The organism is Actinocrinis sp., from assembly GCF_035946395.1.
In the GTDB taxonomy this organism is placed as follows: Bacteria; Actinomycetota; Actinomycetes; order Streptomycetales; family Catenulisporaceae; genus Actinocrinis.
Map to the genome: position 1 here is coordinate 1 of NZ_DASYZI010000350.1, position 23,757 is coordinate 23,757.

The window sequence follows — 23,757 nt, forward strand, 5'->3', positions numbered from 1 at the left end:
CTTCGAAAGCGGCGTGGCAACCCCGTGGTCGCTGAGCGCGGGCGTGCTGAACAACAGCACTGCCGAGCCGGCGCACTCCGGTAGCTGGGACGCCTGGCTCGACGGCTACGGCACCACCCACACCGACACCGCCTCGCAGTCGGTGAGCATCCCGTCAACCTGCAAGAACGCGACCTTCTCGTTCTGGCTGCACATCGACACCGCAGAGACCACGACCACGACCGCCTACGACACCCTCAAGGTGCAGGTGCTCAACAGCTCCGGGACTGTGCTCAGCACGCTGGCCACGTACTCGAACCTGAACCACATCAGCGGGTACGCGCAGCACAGCTTCAACCTGGCCTCGTTCATCGGCCAGACCATCACCCTGAAGTTCACCGGCAGCGAGGACGTCTCCCTCCAAACTTCCTTCGTGCTCGACGACAACGCGCTCAACGTCTCGTGATCGCGTAGGAAGATCCGGAGACTCCAGAGACTCCGGAGGCTGACGGGCGGGCCGGCTTTCGAGTCGGCCCGCCACTTGTCCGTGGTATCCGCGGTATTCGCAGTCTCCGCGTGCTCGTTCCCTGATTCACTGGTGTGAACGCGGCTTGATTACGAATTGGCGAACAATCGCCACTTGTCTTGTTAACGTCCACGTCCGCCACTAGCGTCTGCGCCGCTTGCTGCCGCCGCCAATATCCCGGCGACCGACAACAGGTTTTGATCAAGACATTCCGCAGCAGGCCCACTCGGCCGCGGCGGGATGCATCACGCACAGCCCCCGCAACCCACACAGGAGGCAGTACGTTGCGCACCATCCTCGGCACGGCAGCTCGCCGTGTCGCTTTCTGCATAGCCGGGTCCGCCGCCCTCGCGGGCACCGGTCTCACCTTCGCCACGCAGGCCGACGCCCAGACCGTGCACTCCGGCGCTTCGTGGACGCGTAGCTGCGCGCTCGCCACGACCGCCGGCACGATGTCGTGCAACGCCCTGCGCGTCACGAACGTCATCGAGCACGTCAATGCCAAGGGCGTCACGCGGAACGCGACCCCGTCCGGCTACGGTCCCAGCGACCTGCTCAGCGCCTACAACCTGCCCTCGGGCGGCGGCGCGGGCCAGACGGTCGCGATCGTCGACGCCTATGACGACCCGAACGCCGAGTCGGACATGGGCGTCTACCGCTCCCAGTTCGGCCTGCCGGCCTGCACCACCGCGAACGGCTGCTTCAAGAAGGTCAACGAGAGCGGCGGCACCAGCTACCCGAAGCGCAACAGCGGCTGGGCCGGTGAGGAGTCGCTCGACCTGGACATGGTCTCCGCGATTGCGCCGAACGCCCACGTCATCCTGGTCGAGGCCAAGACGGCGAGCATGGCCGACCTCGGCACCAGCGTGAACACGGCGGTGCGGCTCGGCGCGAAGTTCGTCTCGAACAGCTACGGCGGCTCGGAGTCCTCGGCCGACACGAGCTACGACTCCAGCTACTTCAACCACCCGGGCGTCGCGATCACGGTCAGCTCGGGCGACAGCGGCTATGGCGTGGAGTACCCGGCGGCGTCGAGGTACGTCACCTCGGTCGGCGGCACCGCGCTGAACAGGGCCTCGAACGCCCGCGGCTGGACCGAGTCGGTGTGGTCCACCAGCAGCGTCGAGGGTGCGGGCTCCGGCTGCTCCGCGTATGACGCGAAGCCGACCTGGCAGAAGGACACCGGCTGCTCGCGCCGCACCGTCGCCGACGTCTCCGCGGTCGCCGACCCGGCGACCGGCGTCGCGGTCTACCAGACCTACGGCGCGACCGGATGGGTCGTCTACGGTGGCACCAGCGTCGCCTCCCCGCTGATCGCCTCCGTCTTCGCAGACGCGGGCACGCCGGGCACCGGCACGTACCCGGCCAGCGACCTCTACGCCCACACCAGCTCGCTGAACGACGTGACCACCGGCGCGACCGCGTCGTGCTCGCCGTCCTACCTGTGCACCGCAGTGGTCGGATACGACGGCCCGACCGGTCTGGGCACTCCGAACGGACTGACCGCCTTCGTGGGCTGACAGACCATCTGAGAGCACTGCCTTAGAGCACGACGCCGGTTTCCGGCTCCGGGTGGCTCGGAGCCGGAAACCGGCGTCGTCACTGTGACGGGCTCGCGGCCGGCCCCTGTGGATCAGGGCTCTGTGCCGTAGATCAGCTGGCCGTTGTAGTACACGGTGATCGTCGGGTTCGCGGTGAACGCGCTGTCGGCCGCGTTGAACGAGTAGTCGTTGGTCTGGGTCATCGTGGCATAGTTCGACTGGTAGATCCGGTTCTGGATTCCGCCGGTACTCGCGCCCGCCGCAAGCGTCCCGGCCGCGCTGCCGAACGAGAGTTGCAGGTAGTGGTCCGCGGTGGCCTTCGCCGGGCTGACCGCGGCGAAGGTGCCGGTGACGTTCGCGCAGCCGACCGGCGCGTAGTCGCACGCGTAGGTCAGCGGCTGGGTACCGTCCTCGGTGAACCAGTACCGCACGGTCACGTTGGACAGTTGCGCCGCCGTGCTGCCGGTGTTCACCAGCTGGATCTGGTTGCTGATCGAGGACGTGGTCGCCGCAGTGGTGCTGGTTTCGTACTGCGCGACCAGCGTCGGGGTGCCGCCGGTGCCGCCACCGGTGCCGCCACCGCTGGATCCGCAACTCTCGTCAAGGGTCTTCGACGGTTCCTGGCCGGAGGCGAGAGTGCCGTTGAGGTAGACCGGGATGTACGGGTCCGCAGCCGAGGCGTAGGTGCCCGCGGCGAGGCCGGTGAGGCTCGGCGAGGCGGCGGAGTTCCAGTAGTACTTGAAGTTCGGGCCCTGCGCGGCATTGATGCCGAACTCGAAGGCGCGCGACGGCGGCAGCCCGACGTTGTCCCCGGCCCAGTTGACCGTGACGTAGTACACGCAGCTGTTCGCGTCGCCCCACTGCGCCGGCGCGCTGATCGACGTGGTCTTGCCGTCGATCTGTCCGGCCGCGTCGTAGTACACCGGCGTCGAGATCGCGCTGATGCCCTGGCCCTGCGCGTGCAGGGAGGCGATGTCGAAGTAGACCCGGGCGCTCATGTCGGTCTCGAAGTGCGGGGGCTGCGTCGCGGTGTTGGTGATGTTCACCGTCAGCTGCGTGCCCTGATTGCTGTCCTGGTTGAGCGTGGCGGTCGTGTAGTACGGACTCTGCGCCGCCTCGGCCGGCGGGGTGAAGCTCGTGACCGTCTGGCTCTGGCCGTAGTACTGGTAGAGCCCTGCGAGCGCGCCGACCATCGCCGCGTTGTAGTCCACCGCGACCTCGTTGAGCACGTAGTCAGTGGTCACGTCGTCGGGGGCGTCGGTGGAGCTCGGGCCGCCGACCAGGGCGCCCCACAGGATGTGCCGGTCGTTGGCCGGATCACCCTGGTTGTTGGTCAGCGAGCCGTGCGCGTCGGCGTGGTGCGGGTGCGAGGCGGCGGTCGCGCTGCCGCCGACCAGCGAGCCGACTCCCGGGGTGGTACTGCCGAAGCCGACGATGTACGACCACTTCGACGGGTTGTCACCCATCAGATAGTTCATCTGGCCCATCGCCCAGTCGGTGAACGCGGTGCTCTGCGCGTCGGCGGGGAAGCTCTTGCGGTAGACCAGGGCTTCCAGCTGCGCGGCGGTGTCGTAGCGGGCCGCGCCCCAGGTCGTCAGGTAGGAGAGGCCCGCCGGGGTGGTGGCGATGAAGCTGGTGTCGCTGGTGTTGTCGTGCGGGACGTGCGACCAGTACTGCACCTGCCACTTGTCGAAGTAGTGCACCTGCTGCTGGAGGATCGCCGACACGTTCGCGTTGCCCTGCACGATCGGGTCGAGCAGGCTGAACACCCCGCCCCAGCGCGCGTCCCAGGACATGACCCAGATGTTCTGCCAGGTGTTGGTGGTGTTGGTCACGATGTTGCTCAGGTACCCGGTGTAGGTGCCCGAGGAGTTGGTGGAGATGATGTCGTTGATGTAGGAGAAGTTGCCGGTGGCCAGGTAGAGCCAGTCGGCCGCCCACGCCTCCTTGTCGACGTATCCGCCGGAGTTGTAGAAGCCTCCTGAGTAGCCGAGGCCGGGGTACGCGCGGGCGAAGGTGTAGAGCGCCTCGGCGTATTGCAGGCACTTGGCCGAATAGGTCGCGTTGCTGCTCGCGGTCAGCAGCGACTCGACGGTCAGCGCCGCGGCGGCGCTCGCGGCCTGGTCGGCGGCGGGCGTCTCGCTGCTGGCGAGGTAGGCCGGGCGCGGGTACGTCGTCGAACTCTGCAACTCCGACGGGCCCCAGTAGTTGTGGTCGACCGAGCCCTCGCCGACCTGGTACGCGAAGGCGACGACCTGGCCGGAGGAGTTCAGGAACGTGGAGCGCAGGAAGTAGTCGGTGAACCACTTCATCTCGTCCAGGCCGTGGTTCCAGGTGCCCAGCGTCTTGTAGGCCTGCGGAAACTCGTACATGCCCCAGCCGAGCGTGGCGGCCGCGTAGCTCTGCGGCAGCCCGAACTTCACGTGGTCGCCGGCGTCGTGGAAGCCGCCGGACAGGTTCAAGCAGCCGGTGTTGCCCGGGTCGAGCACCGACTTGTTCGCGGTGATGAAGGCCGCTGACAGGTTCACTCCGTTGGGCACGGTGCTGGACTTCGGTTGCAGCGGCACGCAGGCGTCGCTCGGCTCCGAGTCGCCGCGCCAGTCCAGCGGCTGGTCCCCGTCGGTGCGCGCGGGGCCCGACTTCTGCGCGTCGTAGAAGTACAGCGACTCCTGCGCGGCGAGCGGCAGGCTGTAGTGCGGCGTGTTCGCCAGCGCGGCCGGAGCCGCCGTGGCGGCGCGCGCGGGCCCGCCCGCGGTCAGGGCGGCCAAGCTGAGCCCGGCCGCGAGCAGGCCGGCGATTCTGGGGACGGTCAAGGACATGGGGACGCTCCGGATTCGGCGATCGACGTGAACCGAGCGGTCAGAACGTACTCAACCGCCGAAATCGCAGAAAGCCGGGCGATGGTCGCGGCGTCGTTGCGGACACCGCGACCTGCCCTGACATCACTTACAGTGCTGGAACTTTCAGTTCTGTTAGAAAACTCTGTGTCAGAGAGCTCTGTGTCAGAGAGCTCTGTGTTAGGGAGCTCTGTGTCAGGGAGCTCTGTGTCAGAGGGCTCTGTGTCAGAGGGCTCAGTGTCAGAAGGCTCCGGTGCCGTTCGGCGTGCCGAGGCCGGTCGGACCGTCGTAACCCGTTTCGGCGGTGCACAGGTAGGCCGGCGAGCAGCTGCCGAGCGAGCCGGAGGTCACGTCGAACAGCGCGGACGTGTGGCTGTACGGATATGAGCCGTAGTTCACCGTCGAGGCGTTGCCCGCCAGCGCGTATACAGACGCGATGATCGGCGACGAGGCGCTGGTGCCGCCGACCTGCACCCAGCCGTCCGCGCCGGTGGCGAAGCCGAGCGCGAGCAGGAAGTCGCAGAACGAACCCGTGCCGCAACTGTTGTAGGTGTCGTACACGGCGACGCCGGTCGCGGGGTCGGCGACCGCGGACACGTCGTTGTCGATCCGGTTGTTGCAGCCGGCCGGCAGGCTCAGCGCGGCCTGCCACGACGGCTTGGCCTCGACCGACGAGCAGCCGGCGCCGGTGCCCTCGGTCGAGGACGTGGACCACACGGACTCGGTCCAGCCGCGCGCGTTCGAGGCCGTACTCAGGCTGGTGCCGCCGACCGCGGTCACGTAGGGCGAGGTGGCCGGCCAGCTCGTGCCGTAGCCGCTGTCACCGGCGCTGGCCGTGATGGCGACGCCGGGGTGGTTGAAGGCGCTGTCGGCAGAGGTCTGGCTTGAGGACTCGGCGCCGCCCCAGCTGTTGGAGACCGACACCACGCCCGGCGCGGCCGCGGCCGCGTTCTCCGCGGCGGCGAGATCCGTGGTGGTCGCGGAGCTCGCCTCGACCAGCAGGATGTGGCAGTCGGGGCAGATCGCCGAGACCATGTCGACGTCGAGCGACTCCTCCTCGGCCCAGCCGTAGTCGGTGGACGGCAGCGGACTGGTCGAGCCCTGCTCGTTCACCTTCTTGAAGCAGCCGTTTGCGACGGTGCAGGCGGGCAGGCCGTAAGCGCTGCGATACGTCGCGAGGTCCGAGGCCGCGTTCGGGTTGTCGAAGGCGTCGACGATGGCGACCGTCTCGGCGGCGCTGCCGACGGCGGTCAGTTTGTACGCTGAGCGCAGCTGCGAGGGGACGTAACCGACGCTGGTCGGGCTGCCGGTCGTCGCGGGGCCGGCCGTCATCGCCGCCGTGCGGCCGGCGCGCTTGGCGGTGTAGCCCATGCAGTGCATGACCCCGGCAGGCGCCGCGACGTTGCAGCCGAAGGGCTTCGGCACGGCTGAGGCCGGGACTGCCGCCGCTTGTGCCGGGCCGGTGATGCTCAGAACAGCGAGAGAGGCCGCCGTGCCTGGGACGAGCAGGCGGCGGATGAGAGAGCGGCGAATGAAGGGGCGATGGATCAGGGAGCGGACGCTCAGTCCACGCAGTCGTGAGGTGCGCATGCGTTCTCCGGATCGGATCTAGGCACGGATAAGCATGTTGATGGTGATGTCCCGGGCACATCCTCGGCAGCTGGTGCCCTGATACGCACAGTGAACCTTGAGAAGCACCGCGTCAATGCCGCGTCAGGTTCATCGTTACGTTCGCCACACTTGTCGTGAACGCAATGCATTGCCAGACTTCGCGATTGGACGCCCTGTCTCCGCTGCTGTCGCGGCAGGGCGCCGACGCACCGCCCTACGGCCCGGCCACAAGCTCGGACCGCGGGTTCCTTTCTCCTCTCGGGCAACAGCTCAGCTGTATGGAGGATACTGATCTTGATACCCACATCCCTGACAAACGCGGCGAGGTCGCGCACGTTGCGCCGGCTGGCGGTGACCGCGGCGCTGGTGCTGGCGCCGATGACCGCCGTCACCCTGTCGGCCGCAGCGGCGACCACCATCACCAACGGCGGTTTCGAGACCGGCAACCTGTCCGGCTGGACCGCCACCGGCCCGGCCACCGGCGTGACCACGTCCAGCCCGCACTCGGGCACCTACGCGGCGCTGCTGGGTTCGAGCTCGCCGACCAACGGCTCGTCCTCGATCGCGCAGTCCTTCACCGCGCCGAGCGGCGGCGGGACGCTGACGTTCTGGTACGACGTGACCTGCCCTGACACGGTCACGTACGACTGGGCCACCGCCACCCTCGCGGACACCACGGCGGCCACCACGACCACGGTGCTGCCCAAGACCTGCGTGTCCAACTCCGGCTGGAAGCAGATCAGCGCCACTCTGACCTCAGGGCACAACTAAACCCTGACGCTCACCAGCAAGGACGACAACTACCCCGGCGACCCGACCTTCACCGAGTACGACGACGTCGTGCTGACCCCGGCCACGACCACCAACGACTTCTCGATCTCCGCGAGCCCGTCGGCGGCCACCGTGACCGCCGGCAACTCCGCGACCTCGACGATTTCGACCGCTGTCACCTCCGGCAGCGCGCAGAGCGTGGCACTGTCGACCACCGGGCTGCCCGCGGGCGCGTCAGCGTCCTTCAACCCGGCCTCGGTGACCGCTGGTGGTTCGTCGACACTGACGCTCAGCACTGCGGCCTCGACGCCGAACGGCTCCTACAGCATCACCATCACGGGGACAGGAACGTCGGCGACACACTCGACGCCCTTCACCCTGACCGTCGGCACCTCCGGCGGCATCACCCTGACGCAGGTGAGTACGGACCCGTTCACCGACACCGACGCGCAGCACGCCACCGAGGTCGAACCCGACACCTTCGCCTACGGCAGCACGATCGTCTCGGCGTTCCAGGTCGGCCGCGTGTACGGCGGCGGGTCGTCCGACCTCGGCTGGGCGACTTCGACCAATGGCGGCAGCACGTGGAGCCACGGCTTCATGCCCGGCCTCACCGTGAACCAGGGCGGCAGCTACGCGCAGGTCTCTGACGCGGCGGTGGCGTACGACGCCAAGCACGGCGAGTGGATGGTCGTGGGCCTGCCGATCGACTCCACCGGCAACGCCGTCGGCGTGATGGTCAACCGGTCCACGGACGGGCTGACCTGGCAGAGCGCGACGCAGGCGGCGGGCTTCGACGGGCAGGGCTACGACAAGCAGTGGGTGGTGTGCGACGACACCTCCACCAGCCCGTTCTACGGCAACTGCTACATCGAGCTCGACATCACCTCCTCGTTCAACACCGAGGCGATGGCGGTCTCCAGCGACGGCGGCGTCACCTGGTCCGCGCTGAACTCCCCGTCCGGCTCGCCCACGGGCCTGGGCGGGCAGCCGCTGGTGCAGCCCAATGGCACCGTCGTGGTGCCCTACTCGAACAACGGCAGCGCGATCGACGCGTTCACCTCGACCAACGGCGGTTCCTCGTGGAACGCCAGCGTCCAGGTCGCCACGGTCAACGCGCACACCGTGAACGGCGGCCTGCGTGACGGCGAGGGGCTGCCCAGCGCCGAGATCGACTCCTCCGGCAAGGTGTACGTGGCCTGGCAGGACTGCCGGTTCCGCTCCGGCTGCCCGTCCAACGACATCGTGTATTCGACCTCGACGAACGGCACCAGCTGGAGCGCGGTGACCCGGGTGCCGATCGACGCGACGAGCAGCACGGTGGACCACTTCATCCCCGGCCTCGGCGTGGACCACGCCACCTCGGGCACCACGGCCAAGCTCGGGCTCTACTACTACTTCTACCCCAACGCCAACTGCTCGGCGTCCACGTGCCAGATGGAGGTCGGGTACATCTCCTCGGCCAACGGCGGCTCGACGTGGAGCGCGCCGCAGACCGTCGCAGGACCCTTCAGCCTGTCGCAGATCGCGAGCACCAGCCAGGGCAACATGGTCGGCGACTACATCTCGTGCAGCGTCCTGAACGGCAACGCCTACGCGCTGTTCGCGGTCGGCAAGACGCCCACCAACGGCCTGGCCTTTGACGAGGCCATGTACACCGCGGGCGGGCTGCCGGTCACCGGAGGCGCGCTGCGCGCGGCCAACGGTCCGATCTTCGGCGGGCCCGGCATCCTGACCGGCACCACGCCGCAACTGCGGACTCTGAGGTAGTGAGGTAGTCAGCGCACGCGTTCGACCATATGCGGCACCGTATGCGGCTCCCCGGTCACCAGGCCGGGGAGCCGCATCACGTCAGGCCAGCTTCAAAGAGCTCTTACACGTAGGGCAGGACGTGGATCGTCAGGCTCCACATGAACTGCGGCGGGCCGTGCGGATCACCGGCGAACGGCGCGGTGATGGTGGACGCGATCACCGCGCCGGGTTTCAGCGCGTGGCACACGGCGGTCAGCGCGCCCTGGTCCTCCTGGTGCGAGGTGCAGGCGAGCACCGCCGCGTCGCTGCTCTTCATCGGCTGCCAGGGTTGGCGCGCAGATGGCGGAGCGGTGATCGTCACCGTGTCGCCGACTCGCATGCACACCGGCGCGGGCTCATGGCCGAGCACGATGGTGATCGTCGCGGGAGCGGCACATCCGGAGCCTCCGAGCGGGGATGGCGCGGTCGCGGGAGCGGACGAAGAACCGGTCGCGGACGGCACCGTCCCCGTCGTGCCTGCCGCGGCCGAACCACCGGATCCCGCGGAACCGGCGCCGGAGCCGGAACCGGCGCCCTGCGGTGCACCGGCCGGCTGTGCGGCGCCCGCGCCGGCGCAGCCGGCCATGAGCGCCAGAAGCGTGGTGAGCAGGAGCGTTCGCGCTCCCAACTGGAGCGGTCGCCTACGCGGCATACCGGGCATGGGCGCCTCCGCGGGTTACTCCGGATCCACGAGATCCCTGTCGACAGCATTCTGTCGTTTGACGCGGCGGCGGGTGGCAACGTTCCGTCGATCCTCGGGGTGTCGCACGGCATGTGCCCGTCGGGCAGCGACCCGAAGATCGCTGCCCGACGGGGTCCGTCAGTTACGTACTGTAGTTGCGTTGCGGCTGCATTGTTGTCGTGGTGCGGTCAGCAGGTGCCGAGTCGGGCGATCCGAGTGGCCCAGCTGCCGTCGGAATTGAAGTACTGCTGCGCGGACACCGCGCAGCTGCCGTTCGAGTTGGCCGGGTCGATCGCCACCGAGGAGAAGTCGCCGAAGCGGGTTTCCCCCGTGGCCGAGCCGTTGACCAGGACCACGCCGGTGCCGATCAGGCTGGGCACGCCGCCGCCGGGGTTGACCGAGTCGACGGTGTCCGAGGTGGCCACGCCCGCCGGGCTGTCGGTGTAGGCCCAGTTGACGTAGATGTAGTTGCCGCCGGCGGGGCTGTTGCCGACGCCGACCGAGGGGTTGAAGTCGTCGCTGGTGCCGCTGTGATAGGCGTCCGCGACGGTCGCGCTGTTGGCGGAGATGCTGATCGCGCCGTAGCGGATGCCGGGGAACCCGCCGATGTCGATGCCGTGCGCGAACCAGATGAAGCTGCCGTCGTTGACCGGCGACCAGTCGATGCGCCCGTCCAGCGGGTCGAGCGTGCTGGTGGTGCCGGGCTGGTTGACCCGCCGGGGCGGGGCGCTGAATGCCGAGCTGATGGTCGCCTGCAACGTGAGCACCGCGCCGGACCCGCCGCTGTTGGTCAGGTTGTACAGGCGGTATCCGGTGCCGGGGACCGAGCCGAGGAAGTAGCTGCGGCTCGTGGAGATCATCGGGATGCCGCCGTTGCTGACGGGAGTGACGGACGAGGCGGTGCTGAACGCGCTGAAGCTGAAGCCGCCGCCGCTGTAGATCGCGGACTTCGGGACGCCGAAGACGGTGAAGTTTTCGCCGCCCGACGCCGGGAAGTTGTTGGTGGACAGCAGCATGGCATTGCGGTCCTGGCCCATCATCGGGTAGTCCAGCAGCGTGCCGGCCGGGAAGGAGCCGCCGGCGAAGGTGGGCCGGTAGATCCACCAGCCGCCGCACGGGTTGTTGGTCTGCGTCGCGCCGAGCCAGATCGCCGGGGTGGCGGTGCCGGAGGCGGGCACGATGGTCAGCACGAACAGGTACCGGCCGTTGACGTTGTCGTACATGACGCGCGGGTCCGACAGGCTGTCCGACGTGCCGAGCCACGAGTTCAGGCCGATGCCGCACAGCGCGGCTCCGGCCTTGTTGTAGACCTCAAGGCGGAGGTTGACCATCTCGGTGATCTCGTTCGCGCCGACCGCGGCGTTCACGTCCGGCGGCTGGCAGCCGCAGGCGCTCAGCGACTCGTTCACTGCGGCGAAGTTGGTCACCACCGGCGGTGCGACCTGCGGGCGGATCACTGCGGACGCGACCGTGTGCGCGACGTGGTTCGCGCCGGACACCGTGGCCTTTGCGGGCACGGGCTTGCTGCCGGTCGTCGGCTTAGACGGCAGCGCCGGACGCGCGGCGGCGGCGCGGCTCAGCGCCGCCCGCTGCGCCGGGTTCAGCGCGGTCGGGGCGATCCGCGGCGCCGTGGCCGCCTGACGGACGTTGACCGAACGCGCGGTGGCGGTACCGGTACCAGCGTGCGGGGCCGCGGCAGGAACGACCGCTGTGGTTGTGGCAGTGGCACCGGTCGCGGCCACCGAGGCCTGCGCCCATCCGGCCTGCGACCCGAGCAATCCGACGGCGAGCAGGCCGGCCGCCGCGGTGAAGGTGAGGCGCCTGACGCGCCCGGACGTTCGAGGGTGCGAGGCATTGGGTGCGTGCATGGGTAAACCCCCAAAGTAGGCTGATGAATCAGCGAACGGCGCGGGATAGCCGACCGGCCAGGGAAGACCCCTCCCCTGGCCCGGCAGCCCGAAATGCCCGACAGCGAGGCGCAACCCGCGCTAATCGGAACATAAGCAGAAATCTGATTCACGGCACGGGGCGCGCGCAGGAAATCCACGCGGCGGGACGAAACCTGAGCGCCGGAGCGACACGCCGCGCGATCCGGGCTTCAGGGCGTGCAGATGTAGCGGACCGGACGACCGAGTTCGAGCACGCGGATGCGTGGTGTGCCGGCGGGGCGTCTGCGTGCCGTGTTATCAGGGCTCTTCGACAGCGGCCATCAGGACTTCGCCGATCCGGACGGCAGACCGCCGCGCTCGACCGGCAAGGCAGCAGGCGTCTGCTCAGTCGGGCGATCGGCCGCCACAAGCCGTACCGGCCGTAGCGCTGCCCCGCGATATCGCCCGGCCGAGCAGCCGAGCGCGCCTCAAAGGGCGTCGACCGCGCTGACCAGCCAGCCTTGCGGGGTGTGGGTGAGGGTGAGCAGGACCCTGTTCTGGTCGACCTGGGTACCGGAGACCCTGGTGCTCGTGGTCGACTGGTCGATGAACGCCAGGACGACGACCTGCTCCGGCGAGGCGGAGACCACCGAGACCGCGGCGGCACTGCCGTCGGCGGGCTGCGCGACGGTCGCTTTGACGACGCCGTGGTACTGGAGCGCCGTGGGCTTCACCACGGTCTGCGTCGTCTTCGCGTACTGATCGTGGAACGAGCCGGTGAGGAACGCCTCGGCCTTGCTGAAGTCCCGGTCGAGATGGCGGTAGTCGTACGAGAAGATGACCGGCGCCGCTCGTTTGGCCGCGGCCATCGCGGCGGTGCGCGCGTGGTCGGTGCGAATCGCGTCGCGGTACTGGATGGTGAGCACCGCTCCGATCGCGACCACGGCGATGAGGGCGACCGCGAGCGCAGCCGTGACGACGGCGCGTCGCACGCCGCGGCTCTGCACGCTCTTGCTCGCGCGGGCGCTCGAACCGAGTCCGGGTTCGGCATCAGGTTCGACATCGGACTCGGATACGGATACGGATACGGCAACCGCGGATACGGCGGCCGGGATTTCCGTGGCCGCCGTCGCAGCGTCGGTGTCGACCGCGTCCGTGTTGACTGCGGAAGTGGTCGCCTCACCATCGCGCTGCGGCGCGACCGGTTCGGCTGTCGCGACCGTCGCGATGGACTGCTGCTGTACAGCCTGTGCGGGGCGGTCGGGCGGAACGGGCTGCCCGGACTGTACCGGCTGCCCTGTCTGTGCGGGCTGCCCGGCTCGCTTGGCCGCCGCGCGCTGGCCGGCGACGGCGCGGGGGCGACGCGAGGTCTGGCCGTCGGCGACGAGCCGACTGCGCGTGCGGTGTTGCTGCGACTGGGGCTGCTGGGCCTGCTGCTGCGCGGACTGCTGCTGCGCTCGCGGCTCGGACTGAGACTCGTGCACGGCTCTGTTCTCCCTTCCGTCCGCGTCAGCCGACGAACTCGATGTTGGATGTCAGCCACTGGCCGCCCTGCTCGACCAGGTCCATCTGGAGACGGTAGTTGCGGACCTGGCCCGACGGCGCGGCCGTGTTGGCGACCGTGGCGTCCGCCACGATCAGTACCCTTGCGGCGCTCGCGCTCGACGTCATCACGCCGGCTTGCAGCACCTGGCCTGACGAAATCGCCTTGTTCTGGTCGACCAGGCTCTGCAACGTGTTCGACTCGTCGGTGAACTGCTGCTTGAAGTCGCCGGTCGCGCCGGAGAGCACGTTCTTGCTGTCCTGGGCGAAGTTCCGGTAGTCGATCGAGATGAAGTTGAGGGCCTCCTGCCGCGCGGCGGCCAGGACGGCCTGGTCGCGCTGGCCCGCCTGGTTCTCCTGGTGCACCTTGTAGTCGAGCACGCCCACGCCGACCGCGCCGGCGACGAGTGCCGCGGCCAGCAGCCAAGGCAGCATCCTGAATCTCGTCAGCGCGCGGCCGACCGGACGCGCGAGAGTGCGTACCCGCTCGCGCGCGCTCTCGCGCCGCACCCCCGCCGCGTCGGCGCTCCCACGCTCGCGCACTTTCACGCTCACGCCATCGGGCCGAGTAGCATCCACTGCCACGAGTCCCTCCCCAGAAGTGTCGCTTCGCCGCCGTTCGCGGCGATCTCGACCGGCCGGCCGTCGGGGCCGAGGGCCGCGCCGGTCGCCGGATCGGTTCCGGTCATGTAGGACGAGAGCGCATTCGCCGCACCCGTCGAGCCGCCGGTCGGTGCGTTCTGCGCGCCGCGCACGTCCACGCCGCTGCTCGCCGACTCGTCGCAGTGCACGCCGGTGTTGGCGGGCCGCGGGCTGGTGTCCTCAGGCACGCGCTGTTGCGTGTCGTACGTGCAGGCCGGCGGATTGTTCACGTTGAGGACCAGGCCGAAGTGCGCGGTGCCGTCGCCGGGCACCACGGTGAAGCCCGAGGAGACGACCACGGGGTACGTCACCAGGATCTGCTGGACGCCGGGCAGCCGCGCCTCGACGATCTGGCCGGTGGTGATCAGGTTGCCGAGCAGGACGCCGAGGGTCGGCTGGGTCGACTGCAACAGGCTCTGCAACTCGCCGGACGCCGTGATGCCGTTGTCGAGCACCTTGCGCAGATCCGGATCGCTGGCCTTCAGCTGGCCGGTCAGCGCCGCCAGGTCGCGGGAGAAGCCGACGATCGAGGAGCCCTCGTCGACCTGCGTCTTGAGCACCGGCTGCAACTGCGCGATCAGCGCGGTGGTCTGCGGCAGGTCGTCGCTGGCCGTCTTGATCAGGGAGTTGCCGGAGTCGATCAGCCGTTGCAGGTCCGGGCCGGTGCCGTCGAACGCCGCGCCGAGCTCGTCGATGGTGATCGTCAGATCGTTCTTGTTCACCGAGTTGACCAGGCGGTCGAGATTGACCATCAGCGTCGTGGTCGGCAGCGGGGTGCGGGTGTCCGCGCGCTGGATCGTGCTGCCGCCGGTCAGATACGGTCCGGAGTCGGACCTCGGTTGCAGATCGACGTACTGCTCGCCGACCGCCGACCGGTCGGCCACGACGGCGATGGTGTTCGCTGGGATCCGCGTGCCGTGCTGGATGTCCAGATCGACCAGCACGCCGGTCGAGTCCAGCTGGATCGAGCCGACCCGGCCGACCGGCACGCCCCGGTAGGTGACCTCCGCGTTGGTGAAGATGCCGCCGGTCTCGGCGAAGTCCGCGCGCACGGTGTATCCGGGGCTGATCACGCTCTTGCCGAGACCGACGTAGTCGGCGCCGGCGTAGCCGATGCCGAGCACGGTGATCGCGCCGAAGGCGAGCAGCTGGATCCGGACGGCTCGGGTGATCACGCGGCCATCCCCTCGGTCATCAGGGCGGCGAGATTCGGGTCGACCTGCGCCGCCGAGTTCTGCGCGCCGAGGCACAGGATGATGCACAGCCCGGCGCTTGGGGACGGGCTCGGTCCCGGCGGGGAGGACGCGTGGCTCCCGCCGCCTCCGCACAGCAGCAGGCACGACGGCAGGGACAGCGGCAGGCTGGGCAGCGGGATCGGGAGCGACGGCAGCGGCAGGATCGGCGTCGGGGTCGGCTGGCCGGGCTTGGGCGTGGGCTTGGTGCCCGGAGGCAGCAGGCCGCCGAGCAGGTTGTGGTACAGGTCGCTCAGGTTCAGGTCCGCGGTGATCTTCAGGTTGACGTAGTCGCCCTTGACCGCGGCGTTGAGGCCCTGCGGCAGCGGATAGGTCAGCAGCAGGTCGAGGGCGTTGGGCAGGTCCGTGCCCGCCTGGTTGAGCTCGGTCAGCACCGGAAGCAGGTCGCGCAGGTCGGTCAGCAGGCTGTCCTGCGACTCGTTGATCACGCGGGCGCCCACGTCGCCGAGGCTGGACAGCGACGTGAGCACGTTGGTGAGCGTCTGCCGGTCGTCGCCGAGCGTCTTGAGCGCACCGGGGATCTGGTCCACTGCCGCGGTAATGACAGTGTGCTGATCGTTGAGCGTCTTGGAGAGCTGGTCGATGCCCTGGAGCGCGTGGATGATGTCGTCACGCTGCTTGTTCAGCCCGCCGACGAAGGTGTCGAGTTGGACGAGGAAATCGCGCAGGTTCTGCTCACGGCCGCTCAGCGCCTTGTTCAGCTCCACCGTGATGGTGTGCAGTTGCGCCACGCCGCCACCGTTGAGCAGCGCCGACAGCGCCGAGAGCACCTCTTCGATCTGGGGGTTGGCGCCGGTGCGGGACAGCGGGATCAGCGATCCGTCGTGCAGGGCGCCGCTGGCGGGCGCGTCGGTCGGCGCGGAGAGCGCGACGTACTTCTCGCCCAGCAGGCTGGTCTGCTTGATGTCCGCGACGGCGTTGTCCGGCAGGTGCACCGAGTTCTCGATACGCACGTGCACCTCGGCGTGCCAGCCGACCAGGTCGATGCTGTCCACCGCGCCGACGGTGACGTCGTTGACCTTCACCGCGGACTGCGGCACCAGGTCGAGCACGTCGGCGAAGTCCACCGTGACGTGGTAGACGTTGCCACCCTGCGCCGGCGCGCCGGGCAGCGGCAGGCTCGCCAGGCCGCCGAACTGGCAGCCGCCGAGCAGGAGCGCCGCGCTCGCGGCGACCGCCGGCGCGGCGAGACGGCGCGTGCCGGGGCGGCGGGCACGAACACTGCTCACTGCTTGCCTCCCAGCAGACCGCCGAGCGTCTTGTCCACGGTGCCGAGCAGGCCGGTGACCGGGTTGGCGGTCGGCAGCGACGGCAGCGTGCTGAACAGCTTCTGTAGTCCGCTGCAATCGATCTGCTGGCCGAACGAGTCGAGCAGCGAGCAGAGGAACAGCGCGGGATTCTGCGTCTGCTGCACGTTCATCCGGGTGTCCAGGGTGCCCGCCGCCGGGTTGTAGGCGTTGGCCAGGTTGCTCAGCGCGTCCGGTGCGACGTCGAGGAACTCGGTGAGCGCGGACTGCTCCTTGGCCAGGATGCCCGCGATGTCGTTCAGGCCGTTGACATCCGAGGTGATCTCGGCCTTGTTGTCGTGCACGAAGGCGGAGAGGTCGCCGAGCGCGGAGGCCAGGTTCTTCAGCGCGTCGGCCAGATCCTGGCGCTCCGCGGCCAACTGCGCGGACACGTCGGCCAGATCCGACTCGAACGCGCGCACCTGCTGGTCGTCCGAGGCGAGCTTGGCGGTGAAGGTCTGGAGGTTGTCCACGGTGCCGAACAGGTTCTGCCGGTTGTCGGACAGCGTGCCGGCGGCCTGGGAGAGGTCCTGCACGGTCTGGTGCAGCTTCGCGCCCTGGCCGTTCAGGTTGTCCGCGCTCACCCCGAGCAGCCGGGAGAGCGCGCCGTCCGAGTTCGCACCCTGCGGCCCGAGCGCGACCGACAGCGTGTTGAGACTGCTGACGGTGTCGTCGAGCTCGACCGGGACCGCGGTGCGGTTCACCGGGATCACCGCGCCGGCGGCCATCACCGCGCCGCCCCGGTAGACCGGCAGCAGCTGCACGTAGCGGTCGCTCACCACCGACGAGGTGACGATCGCCGCCTGCGCGTCCGCCGGCACCTTGTAGCCCGCGCCGTACTCGAAATCGACCTCGACCCTGTCGCCCTGCGGCCTGACCGCGGTGACCGCTCCGACCCTCACACCCAGGATCCTGACATCAGAGCCCGGATAGATGCCGACGGCCCGGGTGAAGTACGCGGTGACGTTCACCGCCGGCGCCGAGGGCCAGAAGGCGTACAGCAGCCCGCCGGCGAGGCCGAGCGCGAGCACGGCTGCCAGGATGCTGATGCGGCGCTTGGTCGGGGTCACGGCAGGCCTCCGGACTGGGTGCGCACCGAGGGTGGAAGAGTCAACACCAGGTTCTGGAGATACGTGTCGAACCAGCGGCCGCTGCCGAGGTTGTTCGCGAACACCCGCACGAACGGGCCGAGCGCCTTGATGCCCTGGTCGAGCTCGTCCTGGTTGCGCTGGAGCAGGCCGAGCACCGCGTGCAGGTTGCTCAGCGCGGGCCCGATCTTCGCCCGGTCGTCGGTGACCAGACCGGACAGCTCCACCGCCAGCGAGGAGGTGTTCACCAGCAGCTCGTGGATCACCTCGCGGCGTGCCTCGATCTCCTGGAGCAGCAGGTCGCCGTCCTGGATCAGCGTGGCCAGCTGGTCCGAGCGCTCGGAGAGCACCGCGCTGACGCTGTCGGCGTGCGAGAGCAGCTCGCCCAGCGCCGCGTCGCGCGAGGAGATGGTCTGCGAGAGCCGGGAGAGCCCGTCGAGCGAGGCCTTCACGTCGGCCGGGGAGTTCTGAAAGGCGGAGGAGATCGTGTTCAGCGAGGTGGCCAGCTGCGTCGTGTCGACCTGCTGGACGGTCGTGGTCAGCTGGCTGAAGGCGTCGACCACGTCGAACGCGGAGACGGTGCGGCTCAGCGGAATCTCCGTGCCGGGGTCGAGCTGCCCGGGACCCTGCGGCTCCAGCGCGAGGTACATCTGGCCGAGCACGGTCTTGATCCGGATCGACGCCCCGGTGCCCACGCCGAACTGCGGGCCGCCCTTGATCTCGAAGTCGACCCGCACGTGGTCGCCCTCCAGGCCGACCCCGGTGACCTTGCCGACGGAGACCCCGGCGATGCGCACCTCGTCGCCCGGTTTCAGTCCCCCGGCCTCGCTGAAGGCCGCCGAGTAGCCGGTGCCGCCGCCGATCAGCGGCAGCCGGTCCACGTTGAACGCGGCCCACAGCAGCGCGGCGATCAGCGCCAGGCCGACGGCGCCGATGACCACCGGGTTGCGTTCGCGGAACGGGGTCATCCGCCGCACCTCGCCTGGGCCGCGTGGAAGTCCGGGGTCAGGCCCTGCCCGGTGACCGGCAGCGTGATGGTGCCGTCGAAGTCGCAGAGGTAGAAGTTGAACCAGGACCCGTAGTCGCCGACGGACGTCGCCGCGTTCAGCTTGACCGGCAGGTTCTTCAGCATGCTCTCGACCGTCTTCTGGTTCCTGTCGATCGTCCCGGTCAGCGTGGTCAGCTGGCTGAGGTCGCCGGACAGCGCCGGGCGCCCCTGGTCGAGCAGTCCCGAGGCCGCCGCCGCCAGGGCATTGATGTTGCCGAGCGACGAGCCGATCGCGTCACGGTCCTGCGCCAGCCCGGAGATCAGCCGCTGGAGCTGGTCGAGCAGCGCGCCGAACCGGTCGCCGCGCTGGTCGAGCGCGGTCAGCACGCCATCGAGGTTGTCGATGACCGAGCCGATCAGCTGGTCGCGGTCGGCCAGCGCCGAGGTGAGCGAGGCGGTCTCGGCCAGCAGGCCGTCGATGGTGCCGCCCTCGCCCTGGAGCACCTGGATGATCTCGAAGGCCAGCTTGTTCACGTCCTGCGGGCTCAGCGCCGCGAACAGCGGTTTGAAGCCCTGGAACAGCACGGTCAGATCCAGCGCGGCAGTGGTCTGCGACAGCGGGATCTCGCCGCCGGACGGCAGCCTGGTCTCGTCCCCGGCGCCGTCCACCAGGGCCAGGTACCGCTCGCCGACCAGGTCGCGCCAGCGCAGTTCGGCGTGCGTGCTGGTGTAGAGCGGGTGGTCGCTGGAGACGGTGAAGGTGAGCTCGGCCTCGGTGCGGTCCTTGATCGAGATGCCGGTGACCGCGCCGACGCGTACTCCGGCGATCCGGACGTCGTCGCCGGCGACCACCCCGGTCACGTCGCTGAACACGGCGTGGTAGGTGGTGGTCGGGGCGAACGAGAAGTTGCCGATGGTCGCGGCGAGCACCGCCGTGGCCAGGATGGTGACCGTGGCGAAGACGGTGAACTTGATCAGCGGCGCGACGACCGCGCGGGACGGTGAGGAACTCACGACACGCTCACCGCCGTTCCGCGGGCGAGCGGGCCGAACAGCAGGGTGGCCACCGCCGGCACCTGCTCGGGCGGCACGCCCATGACGGGGGCCAGGATCGCGTCCACGACGTGCTGCTCGCTCAGCGTTCCGGCCAAGCCGCTGGTCAGCGGGCTGCTTGACCCGGCGCTGCCTGACGTGCCGTCATCGAGCTTGACCGCGGGCGCCGGCACGACCGGGTCGGGCAGGCCGCGGCAGTCCGGACCCGAGCGGTCGTCGTAGCGCGGCGTCTCGTTGGGCTTGTACGGCGCCCGTGGGATCACGACCGCCAGGGTGATGTGCAGCTCCCCGCTGCTGAACACCTGCTGTAGGCGCGGCTCCTGCTGGGCCAGACCGCTCAGCAGGCAGGGATACTCCGGCGAGTACTCGTCGAGCAGCGCGGTGGTCGGCGCGAAGACCTGGGCGACGGTGATGATCCGCTGGCCGTCCTGCTCCAGGACGCTGCGCGCGGTGCTGGCGAAGGACTGCGTCCCGGTGAGGAACGAGGCGAGTTGGTCGGCCTTGGCCACGATCGTCTGGCTGGTGGCGGTGAAGTTGCCCAGCACCGCCAGCAGATCCGGGGCCGCGGCGTTGAACACGTCGGTGGCCTGCGCCAGTTCCCGCAGGTCGGCCTGGACCGCGGGCAGCAGCGGGTCGAGCTTCGAAATGTACTGATCCACCCGGACCAGGTTCGCGCCGAGTTCGTCGCCGCGGCCCTCCAGCGCGTCGGCGAACGCGGCGAGGGTCGCGTTGAGCTTGCCGGGCTGGATGGTGCGCAGCAGCGGCAGCAGGTCGCTGAGCACCCGCTGGACCTCGATGCCCGCCTGCGAGTGGTCCTGCGGGATGACGTCGCCGGCCCGAATCGGGCGCCCGGGCGGACCCGGCGGGATCTCCAGATCCACGTAGGTGTTGCCGAACAGCGTGTTGGGCAGCAGCCGGGCGTCGACGTTCGACGGGATCTGGCCGACGTCGGCCGGGTCGAGGGCGAGGTCGACCGTGGCGAACGTGCCGTTGGAGCTGATGCCGTGCACCTGGCCGACGATCATGCCGCGCAGCTTCACGTCGGCGGCGGTTTCGAGCTGGTCGCCGACCGAGTCCGCTTGCAGCGTGACGTGCACGACCGGCGTGAATGCGTGCTGATACAGCGCGACGGTCAGCGCCACGAGCAGCGCGATGATCACGACGAACACGACGCCGTAGAGGCGCAGCGCCATCGGGCGCTCGGGACTTGTATTCGACATCGGCGTCACCCGGCGATGCGGACGGTGGTGGTGGATCCCCAGATGGCCAGGCTGAGGAAGAAGTCGATGATGGTGATCGCGACGATCGCGGTGCGCACCGCGCGGCCGACCGCGACGCCGACGCCGGCCGGGCCGCCCTTGGCGTTGTAGCCGTAGTAGCAGTGCACGAGGATGATCACGACCGAGAAGATGATCGCCTTGCCGAAGGACCACAGCACGTCCACCGGCGGCAGGTACTGGTGGAAGTAGTGGTCGTAGGTGCCGGTGGACTGCCCGTAGTAGGTCGTCGTGATGAACCGCGAGGCCAGGTACGAGGAGAGCAGGCCGATCACGTAGAGCGGGATGACCGCGACGAAACCGGCGATCATGCGCGTGGTGACCAGGAAGGGCAGCGACGGCACTCCCATCACTTCGAGCGCGTCGACCTCCTCGTTGATCCGCATGGCGCCGAGCTGCGCGGTGAAGCCGGAGCCGACGGTGGCCGAGAGGGCGAGCCCGGCGACCAGCGGCGCGATCTCGCGGGTGTTGAAGTAGGCGGCGATGAAGGCGGCGAAGTTCGTGGTGCCCAGCTGGTTGAGCGCCGCGTAGCCCTGTAGGCCGACCTCGGTGCCGGTGAAGAAGGTCAGCACCGCGATGACGCCCACGGTGCCGCCGATCACCGCGAGCGCGCCGGTGCCGAAGCTGACCTCGGCCAGCAGCCGCAGCACCTCGCCGCGGTAGCGCCGCAGCGTGCGCCCGGACCAGGCCAGCGACCTGGCGTAGAAGTGCATCTGGCGGCCGAGGTCGTCCAAGGCGTCCAGCGGCCCGCCCAGCAGTCGGCGCAGGGGGGCACCGCGCGAGAGGCGGTCGATCAGCGACATGGGCGGATCACGACCCCTTCGGCGGAACGATCTGGAAGTAGATCGCGGTCATCACGAAATTGGTGAAGAACAGCAGCAGGAAGGTGATGACCACGGACTGGTTGACCGCCTCGCCGACGCCCTTCGGCCCGCCCTTGGCGTTCAGGCCCTTGTACGAGGCCACGATCGCGGCGATGGCCCCGAACGCCAGTGCCTTGATCTCGCCGGCGTAGAGGTCGGGCAGCTGGGCCAGCGCGGTGAACGAGGCGAGGTAGGCACCTGGCGTGCCGTGCTGCACGACCACGTTGAAGAAGTAGCCGCCGGCCACGCCGACCACCGAGACCAGGCCGTTGAGCAGGCCGGAGACGAGCATCGTGGCCAGCACCCTTGGCACGACCAGCCGGTGCACCGGGTCGATGCCGAGCACTTCGAGCGCGTCGATCTCCTCGCGGATCTTGCGGGCGCCCAGGTCCGCGCAGATCGCGGAGCCGCCGGCCCCGGCGATCAGCAAGGCGGTGGTCAGCGGCGAGGCCTCGCGCAGCACCGCGAGCACGGACGCGCCGCCGGTGTATGACTGCGCGCCGAGCTGCTGGGCCAGGTTCCCGAACTGGAGCGCGACCACCGCGCCGAACGGGATGGAGACCAGCGCCGTGGGCAGGATGGTGACGCTGGCGATGAACCAGGCCTGCTGGATGAACTCGCGCCACTGCACCGGACGGCGCGGCAGGGTGCGCAGCACGTCGAGCCCGAGCGCGAACAGCTTGCCGGACTCGCGAAACGGGCCGGCCGGGGAGAACGCCATCAGTCGCGCCCCGTCAGCCAGGACGAGCCGCCGGGACCGGCGGATTCTTGTCCGAGACCTGATTCGTCGCCGCGCTGCGAGCCGGGACCGAATCCGAACCCGGAGTCCGGCGGCCCGGTGTACTCGGGCGCCGATTCGAGGGTCGACTCCTCGTCCGGGTCACCATATGGATCGCTGCGCGGACCATCGCTGCGTAGATCATCGCTGCTCAGGCCACTTTCCGGGCCACTTTCCGGGCCACTTTCCAGGCCACCGGCCGCGCGCTGCGCGATGGCCTGCCAGCGAGGGGAGAGCGGGACGCCGGGACCGGGCAGCAGCCTCGGCGCCATCCCCTCCCCGGCCGGGTCCGGGTACCCGTTGCCATTCCCGTTCCCGGTGCCGTTCTTCCCGTTCGAACCGTTGCTCAGCTCGGCGAGTTCCTGCTCGACCAGCGCGGCGTCCTTCTCCTCCGCCATGCCGATCGGGCCCTGCATCCGGCCGTTGAGGAACTGGCGCACCACCGGCTCGTCGCTGGTCAGCAGCGCCTCGCGCGGGCCGAACATCACCAGTTCGCGGCTGAAGAGCAGGCCGATGTTGTCCGGCACCACGCGCGCGGAGGCGATGTCGTGCGTCACGATGAGGAAGGTCGCGTCGATCTGCGCGTTCAGGTCGACGATCAGCTGGTTGAGATACGCGACGCGCACCGGGTCGAGCCCGGAATCCGGCTCGTCGAACAGGATGATCTGCGGGTCGAGCACCAGCGCGCGGGCAAGGCCGGCCCTCTTGCGCATGCCGCCGGAGATCTGCCCGGGCAGCTTGCCCTCCGCGCCGAGCAGCCCGACCAGCTCCATCTTCTCCATCACCACGCGCCGGATCTCGCTCTCGTGGCGCTTGGTGTGCTCGCGCAGCGGGAACGCGATGTTGTCGTACAGGTTCATCGAGCCGAACAGCGCACCGTCCTGGAACAGCACGCCGAACAGCTTGCGCACCTCGTACAGTTCGCGTTCCCGCAGCCGTGTGACGTCGCGCCCCTCGATCCAGATCGAGCCGCGATCCGGGCGCAACAGGCCGACCAGGGTCTTGAGGAAGACGGATTTGCCGGTACCGGAGGGACCGAGCAGCACCGAGATCTCGCTGGCGGGCAGCGTCAGCGACACGTCCCGCCAGATCACCTGGCTGCCGAAGGACTTGGTCAGCCCCTCGACCCGGATCTCAACTCCCACGAGGGGCTCCCTTGGCCTCGGTCCCGCCCTGCGGGCATCGCCCGGCCCCGGCAGCACGGGACGGAATGCCGGGAAGCAGTGCAGATGCGGAAACGCAGTGCGGATTGCCGAGACTAAGCGGAGGAAACGGACCTCGACCAGATGTGCTTGTCGCTCGAAAGAGTGAATTCGGGCCGATTGTTACCCGACCGTAAAGAAGTGCTGCCCGTCATCAACTCCCAGTGCCGTGGCAGCCG

Annotated in this window: 18 protein-coding genes and 1 pseudogene; 4 read left to right on the forward strand and 15 right to left on the reverse strand. The window is 69.2% G+C overall.

The window, feature by feature from the left end; translation table 11 throughout:
- Together VGS97_RS21665 and VGS97_RS21670 are read left to right on the forward strand one after the other, a co-directional pair.
- A pseudogene (locus tag VGS97_RS21665) lies at nucleotides 1-445 on the forward strand (hypothetical protein); the annotation flags it as partial.
- A 344-nt stretch (nucleotides 446-789) separates the two neighbouring features.
- The gene (locus tag VGS97_RS21670; protein ID WP_326855448.1) at nucleotides 790-2,025 is read left to right on the forward strand and encodes a S53 family peptidase; all 1,236 of its coding nucleotides are present in this window, start codon (nucleotides 790-792) and stop codon (nucleotides 2,023-2,025) included.
- 113 nt (nucleotides 2,026-2,138) lie between these two features.
- On the opposite strand, the gene VGS97_RS21675 is transcribed toward VGS97_RS21670, so the two are convergent.
- Together VGS97_RS21675 and VGS97_RS21680 are read right to left on the reverse strand one after the other, a co-directional pair.
- Nucleotides 2,139-4,865: a glycoside hydrolase family 9 protein gene (locus VGS97_RS21675; protein WP_326855449.1), complete on the reverse strand. Its 2,727-nt coding sequence runs from the start codon at nucleotides 4,863-4,865 to the stop codon at nucleotides 2,139-2,141.
- Nucleotides 4,866-5,123: 258 nt separating this feature from the next.
- Nucleotides 5,124-6,473 (reverse strand): S53 family peptidase, encoded by a 1,350-nt coding sequence (locus VGS97_RS21680; RefSeq protein ID WP_326855450.1) that lies wholly within the window; start codon nucleotides 6,471-6,473, stop codon nucleotides 5,124-5,126.
- Nucleotides 6,474-6,788: 315 nt separating this feature from the next.
- Between VGS97_RS21680 and VGS97_RS21685 the strand changes: the two genes are divergently transcribed.
- Together VGS97_RS21685 and VGS97_RS21690 are read left to right on the forward strand one after the other, a co-directional pair.
- Entirely contained in the window at nucleotides 6,789-7,265 is a 477-nt protein-coding gene (locus VGS97_RS21685; protein ID WP_326855451.1) for a hypothetical protein, read from the forward strand.
- 69 nt (nucleotides 7,266-7,334) lie between these two features.
- On the forward strand, nucleotides 7,335-9,035 hold the full coding sequence (locus tag VGS97_RS21690) for an exo-alpha-sialidase (protein WP_326855452.1): 1,701 nt from the start codon (nucleotides 7,335-7,337) through the stop codon (nucleotides 9,033-9,035).
- Between the two features lie 103 nt (nucleotides 9,036-9,138).
- Here VGS97_RS21690 and VGS97_RS21695 read toward each other — a convergent pair whose 3' ends face one another.
- From VGS97_RS21695 to VGS97_RS21755, 13 genes are all read right to left on the reverse strand, one after another.
- A complete protein-coding gene (locus tag VGS97_RS21695) occupies nucleotides 9,139-9,717 on the reverse strand; it encodes a hypothetical protein (protein ID WP_326855453.1) in 579 nt (192 codons plus the stop codon).
- 209 nt (nucleotides 9,718-9,926) lie between these two features.
- Nucleotides 9,927-11,606: a hypothetical protein gene (locus tag VGS97_RS21700; protein WP_326855454.1), complete on the reverse strand. Its 1,680-nt coding sequence runs from the start codon at nucleotides 11,604-11,606 to the stop codon at nucleotides 9,927-9,929.
- Between the two features lie 488 nt (nucleotides 11,607-12,094).
- Nucleotides 12,095-13,090: a hypothetical protein gene (locus tag VGS97_RS21705; RefSeq protein ID WP_326855455.1), complete on the reverse strand. Its 996-nt coding sequence runs from the start codon at nucleotides 13,088-13,090 to the stop codon at nucleotides 12,095-12,097.
- Between the two features lie 25 nt (nucleotides 13,091-13,115).
- Entirely contained in the window at nucleotides 13,116-13,703 is a 588-nt protein-coding gene (locus tag VGS97_RS21710; RefSeq protein WP_326855456.1) for a hypothetical protein, read from the reverse strand.
- Nucleotides 13,700-14,965, reverse strand: a complete 1,266-nt coding sequence (locus VGS97_RS21715; RefSeq protein ID WP_326855457.1) for an MlaD family protein — start codon at nucleotides 14,963-14,965, stop codon at nucleotides 13,700-13,702. Before VGS97_RS21715 ends, VGS97_RS21710 begins: the two co-directional genes overlap by 4 nt.
- Nucleotides 14,962-16,272: an MCE family protein gene (locus tag VGS97_RS21720; protein ID WP_326855458.1), complete on the reverse strand. Its 1,311-nt coding sequence runs from the start codon at nucleotides 16,270-16,272 to the stop codon at nucleotides 14,962-14,964. Before VGS97_RS21720 ends, VGS97_RS21715 begins: the two co-directional genes overlap by 4 nt.
- On the reverse strand, nucleotides 16,269-17,399 hold the full coding sequence (locus VGS97_RS21725; RefSeq protein WP_326855459.1) for an MCE family protein: 1,131 nt from the start codon (nucleotides 17,397-17,399) through the stop codon (nucleotides 16,269-16,271). Before VGS97_RS21725 ends, VGS97_RS21720 begins: the two co-directional genes overlap by 4 nt.
- Nucleotides 17,396-18,385: an MCE family protein gene (locus VGS97_RS21730; protein WP_326855460.1), complete on the reverse strand. Its 990-nt coding sequence runs from the start codon at nucleotides 18,383-18,385 to the stop codon at nucleotides 17,396-17,398. Before VGS97_RS21730 ends, VGS97_RS21725 begins: the two co-directional genes overlap by 4 nt.
- On the reverse strand, nucleotides 18,382-19,419 hold the full coding sequence (locus VGS97_RS21735) for an MCE family protein (RefSeq protein ID WP_326855461.1): 1,038 nt from the start codon (nucleotides 19,417-19,419) through the stop codon (nucleotides 18,382-18,384). The genes VGS97_RS21730 and VGS97_RS21735 overlap by 4 nt, the downstream gene beginning before the upstream one ends.
- Nucleotides 19,416-20,678 carry an MCE family protein gene (locus tag VGS97_RS21740; protein WP_326855462.1) on the reverse strand — a complete coding sequence of 421 codons (1,263 nt, stop codon included), beginning with the start codon at nucleotides 20,676-20,678 and terminating at the stop codon, nucleotides 19,416-19,418. The genes VGS97_RS21735 and VGS97_RS21740 overlap by 4 nt, the downstream gene beginning before the upstream one ends.
- A 5-nt stretch (nucleotides 20,679-20,683) precedes the next feature.
- Nucleotides 20,684-21,538 (reverse strand): ABC transporter permease, encoded by an 855-nt coding sequence (locus tag VGS97_RS21745; protein ID WP_326855463.1) that lies wholly within the window; start codon nucleotides 21,536-21,538, stop codon nucleotides 20,684-20,686.
- A 7-nt stretch (nucleotides 21,539-21,545) separates the two neighbouring features.
- A complete protein-coding gene (locus tag VGS97_RS21750; RefSeq protein WP_326855464.1) occupies nucleotides 21,546-22,319 on the reverse strand; it encodes an ABC transporter permease in 774 nt (257 codons plus the stop codon).
- The gene (locus tag VGS97_RS21755; protein ID WP_326855465.1) at nucleotides 22,319-23,521 is read right to left on the reverse strand and encodes an ABC transporter ATP-binding protein; all 1,203 of its coding nucleotides are present in this window, start codon (nucleotides 23,519-23,521) and stop codon (nucleotides 22,319-22,321) included. The genes VGS97_RS21750 and VGS97_RS21755 overlap by 1 nt, the downstream gene beginning before the upstream one ends.
- Nucleotides 23,522-23,757 lie beyond the last annotated feature (236 nt).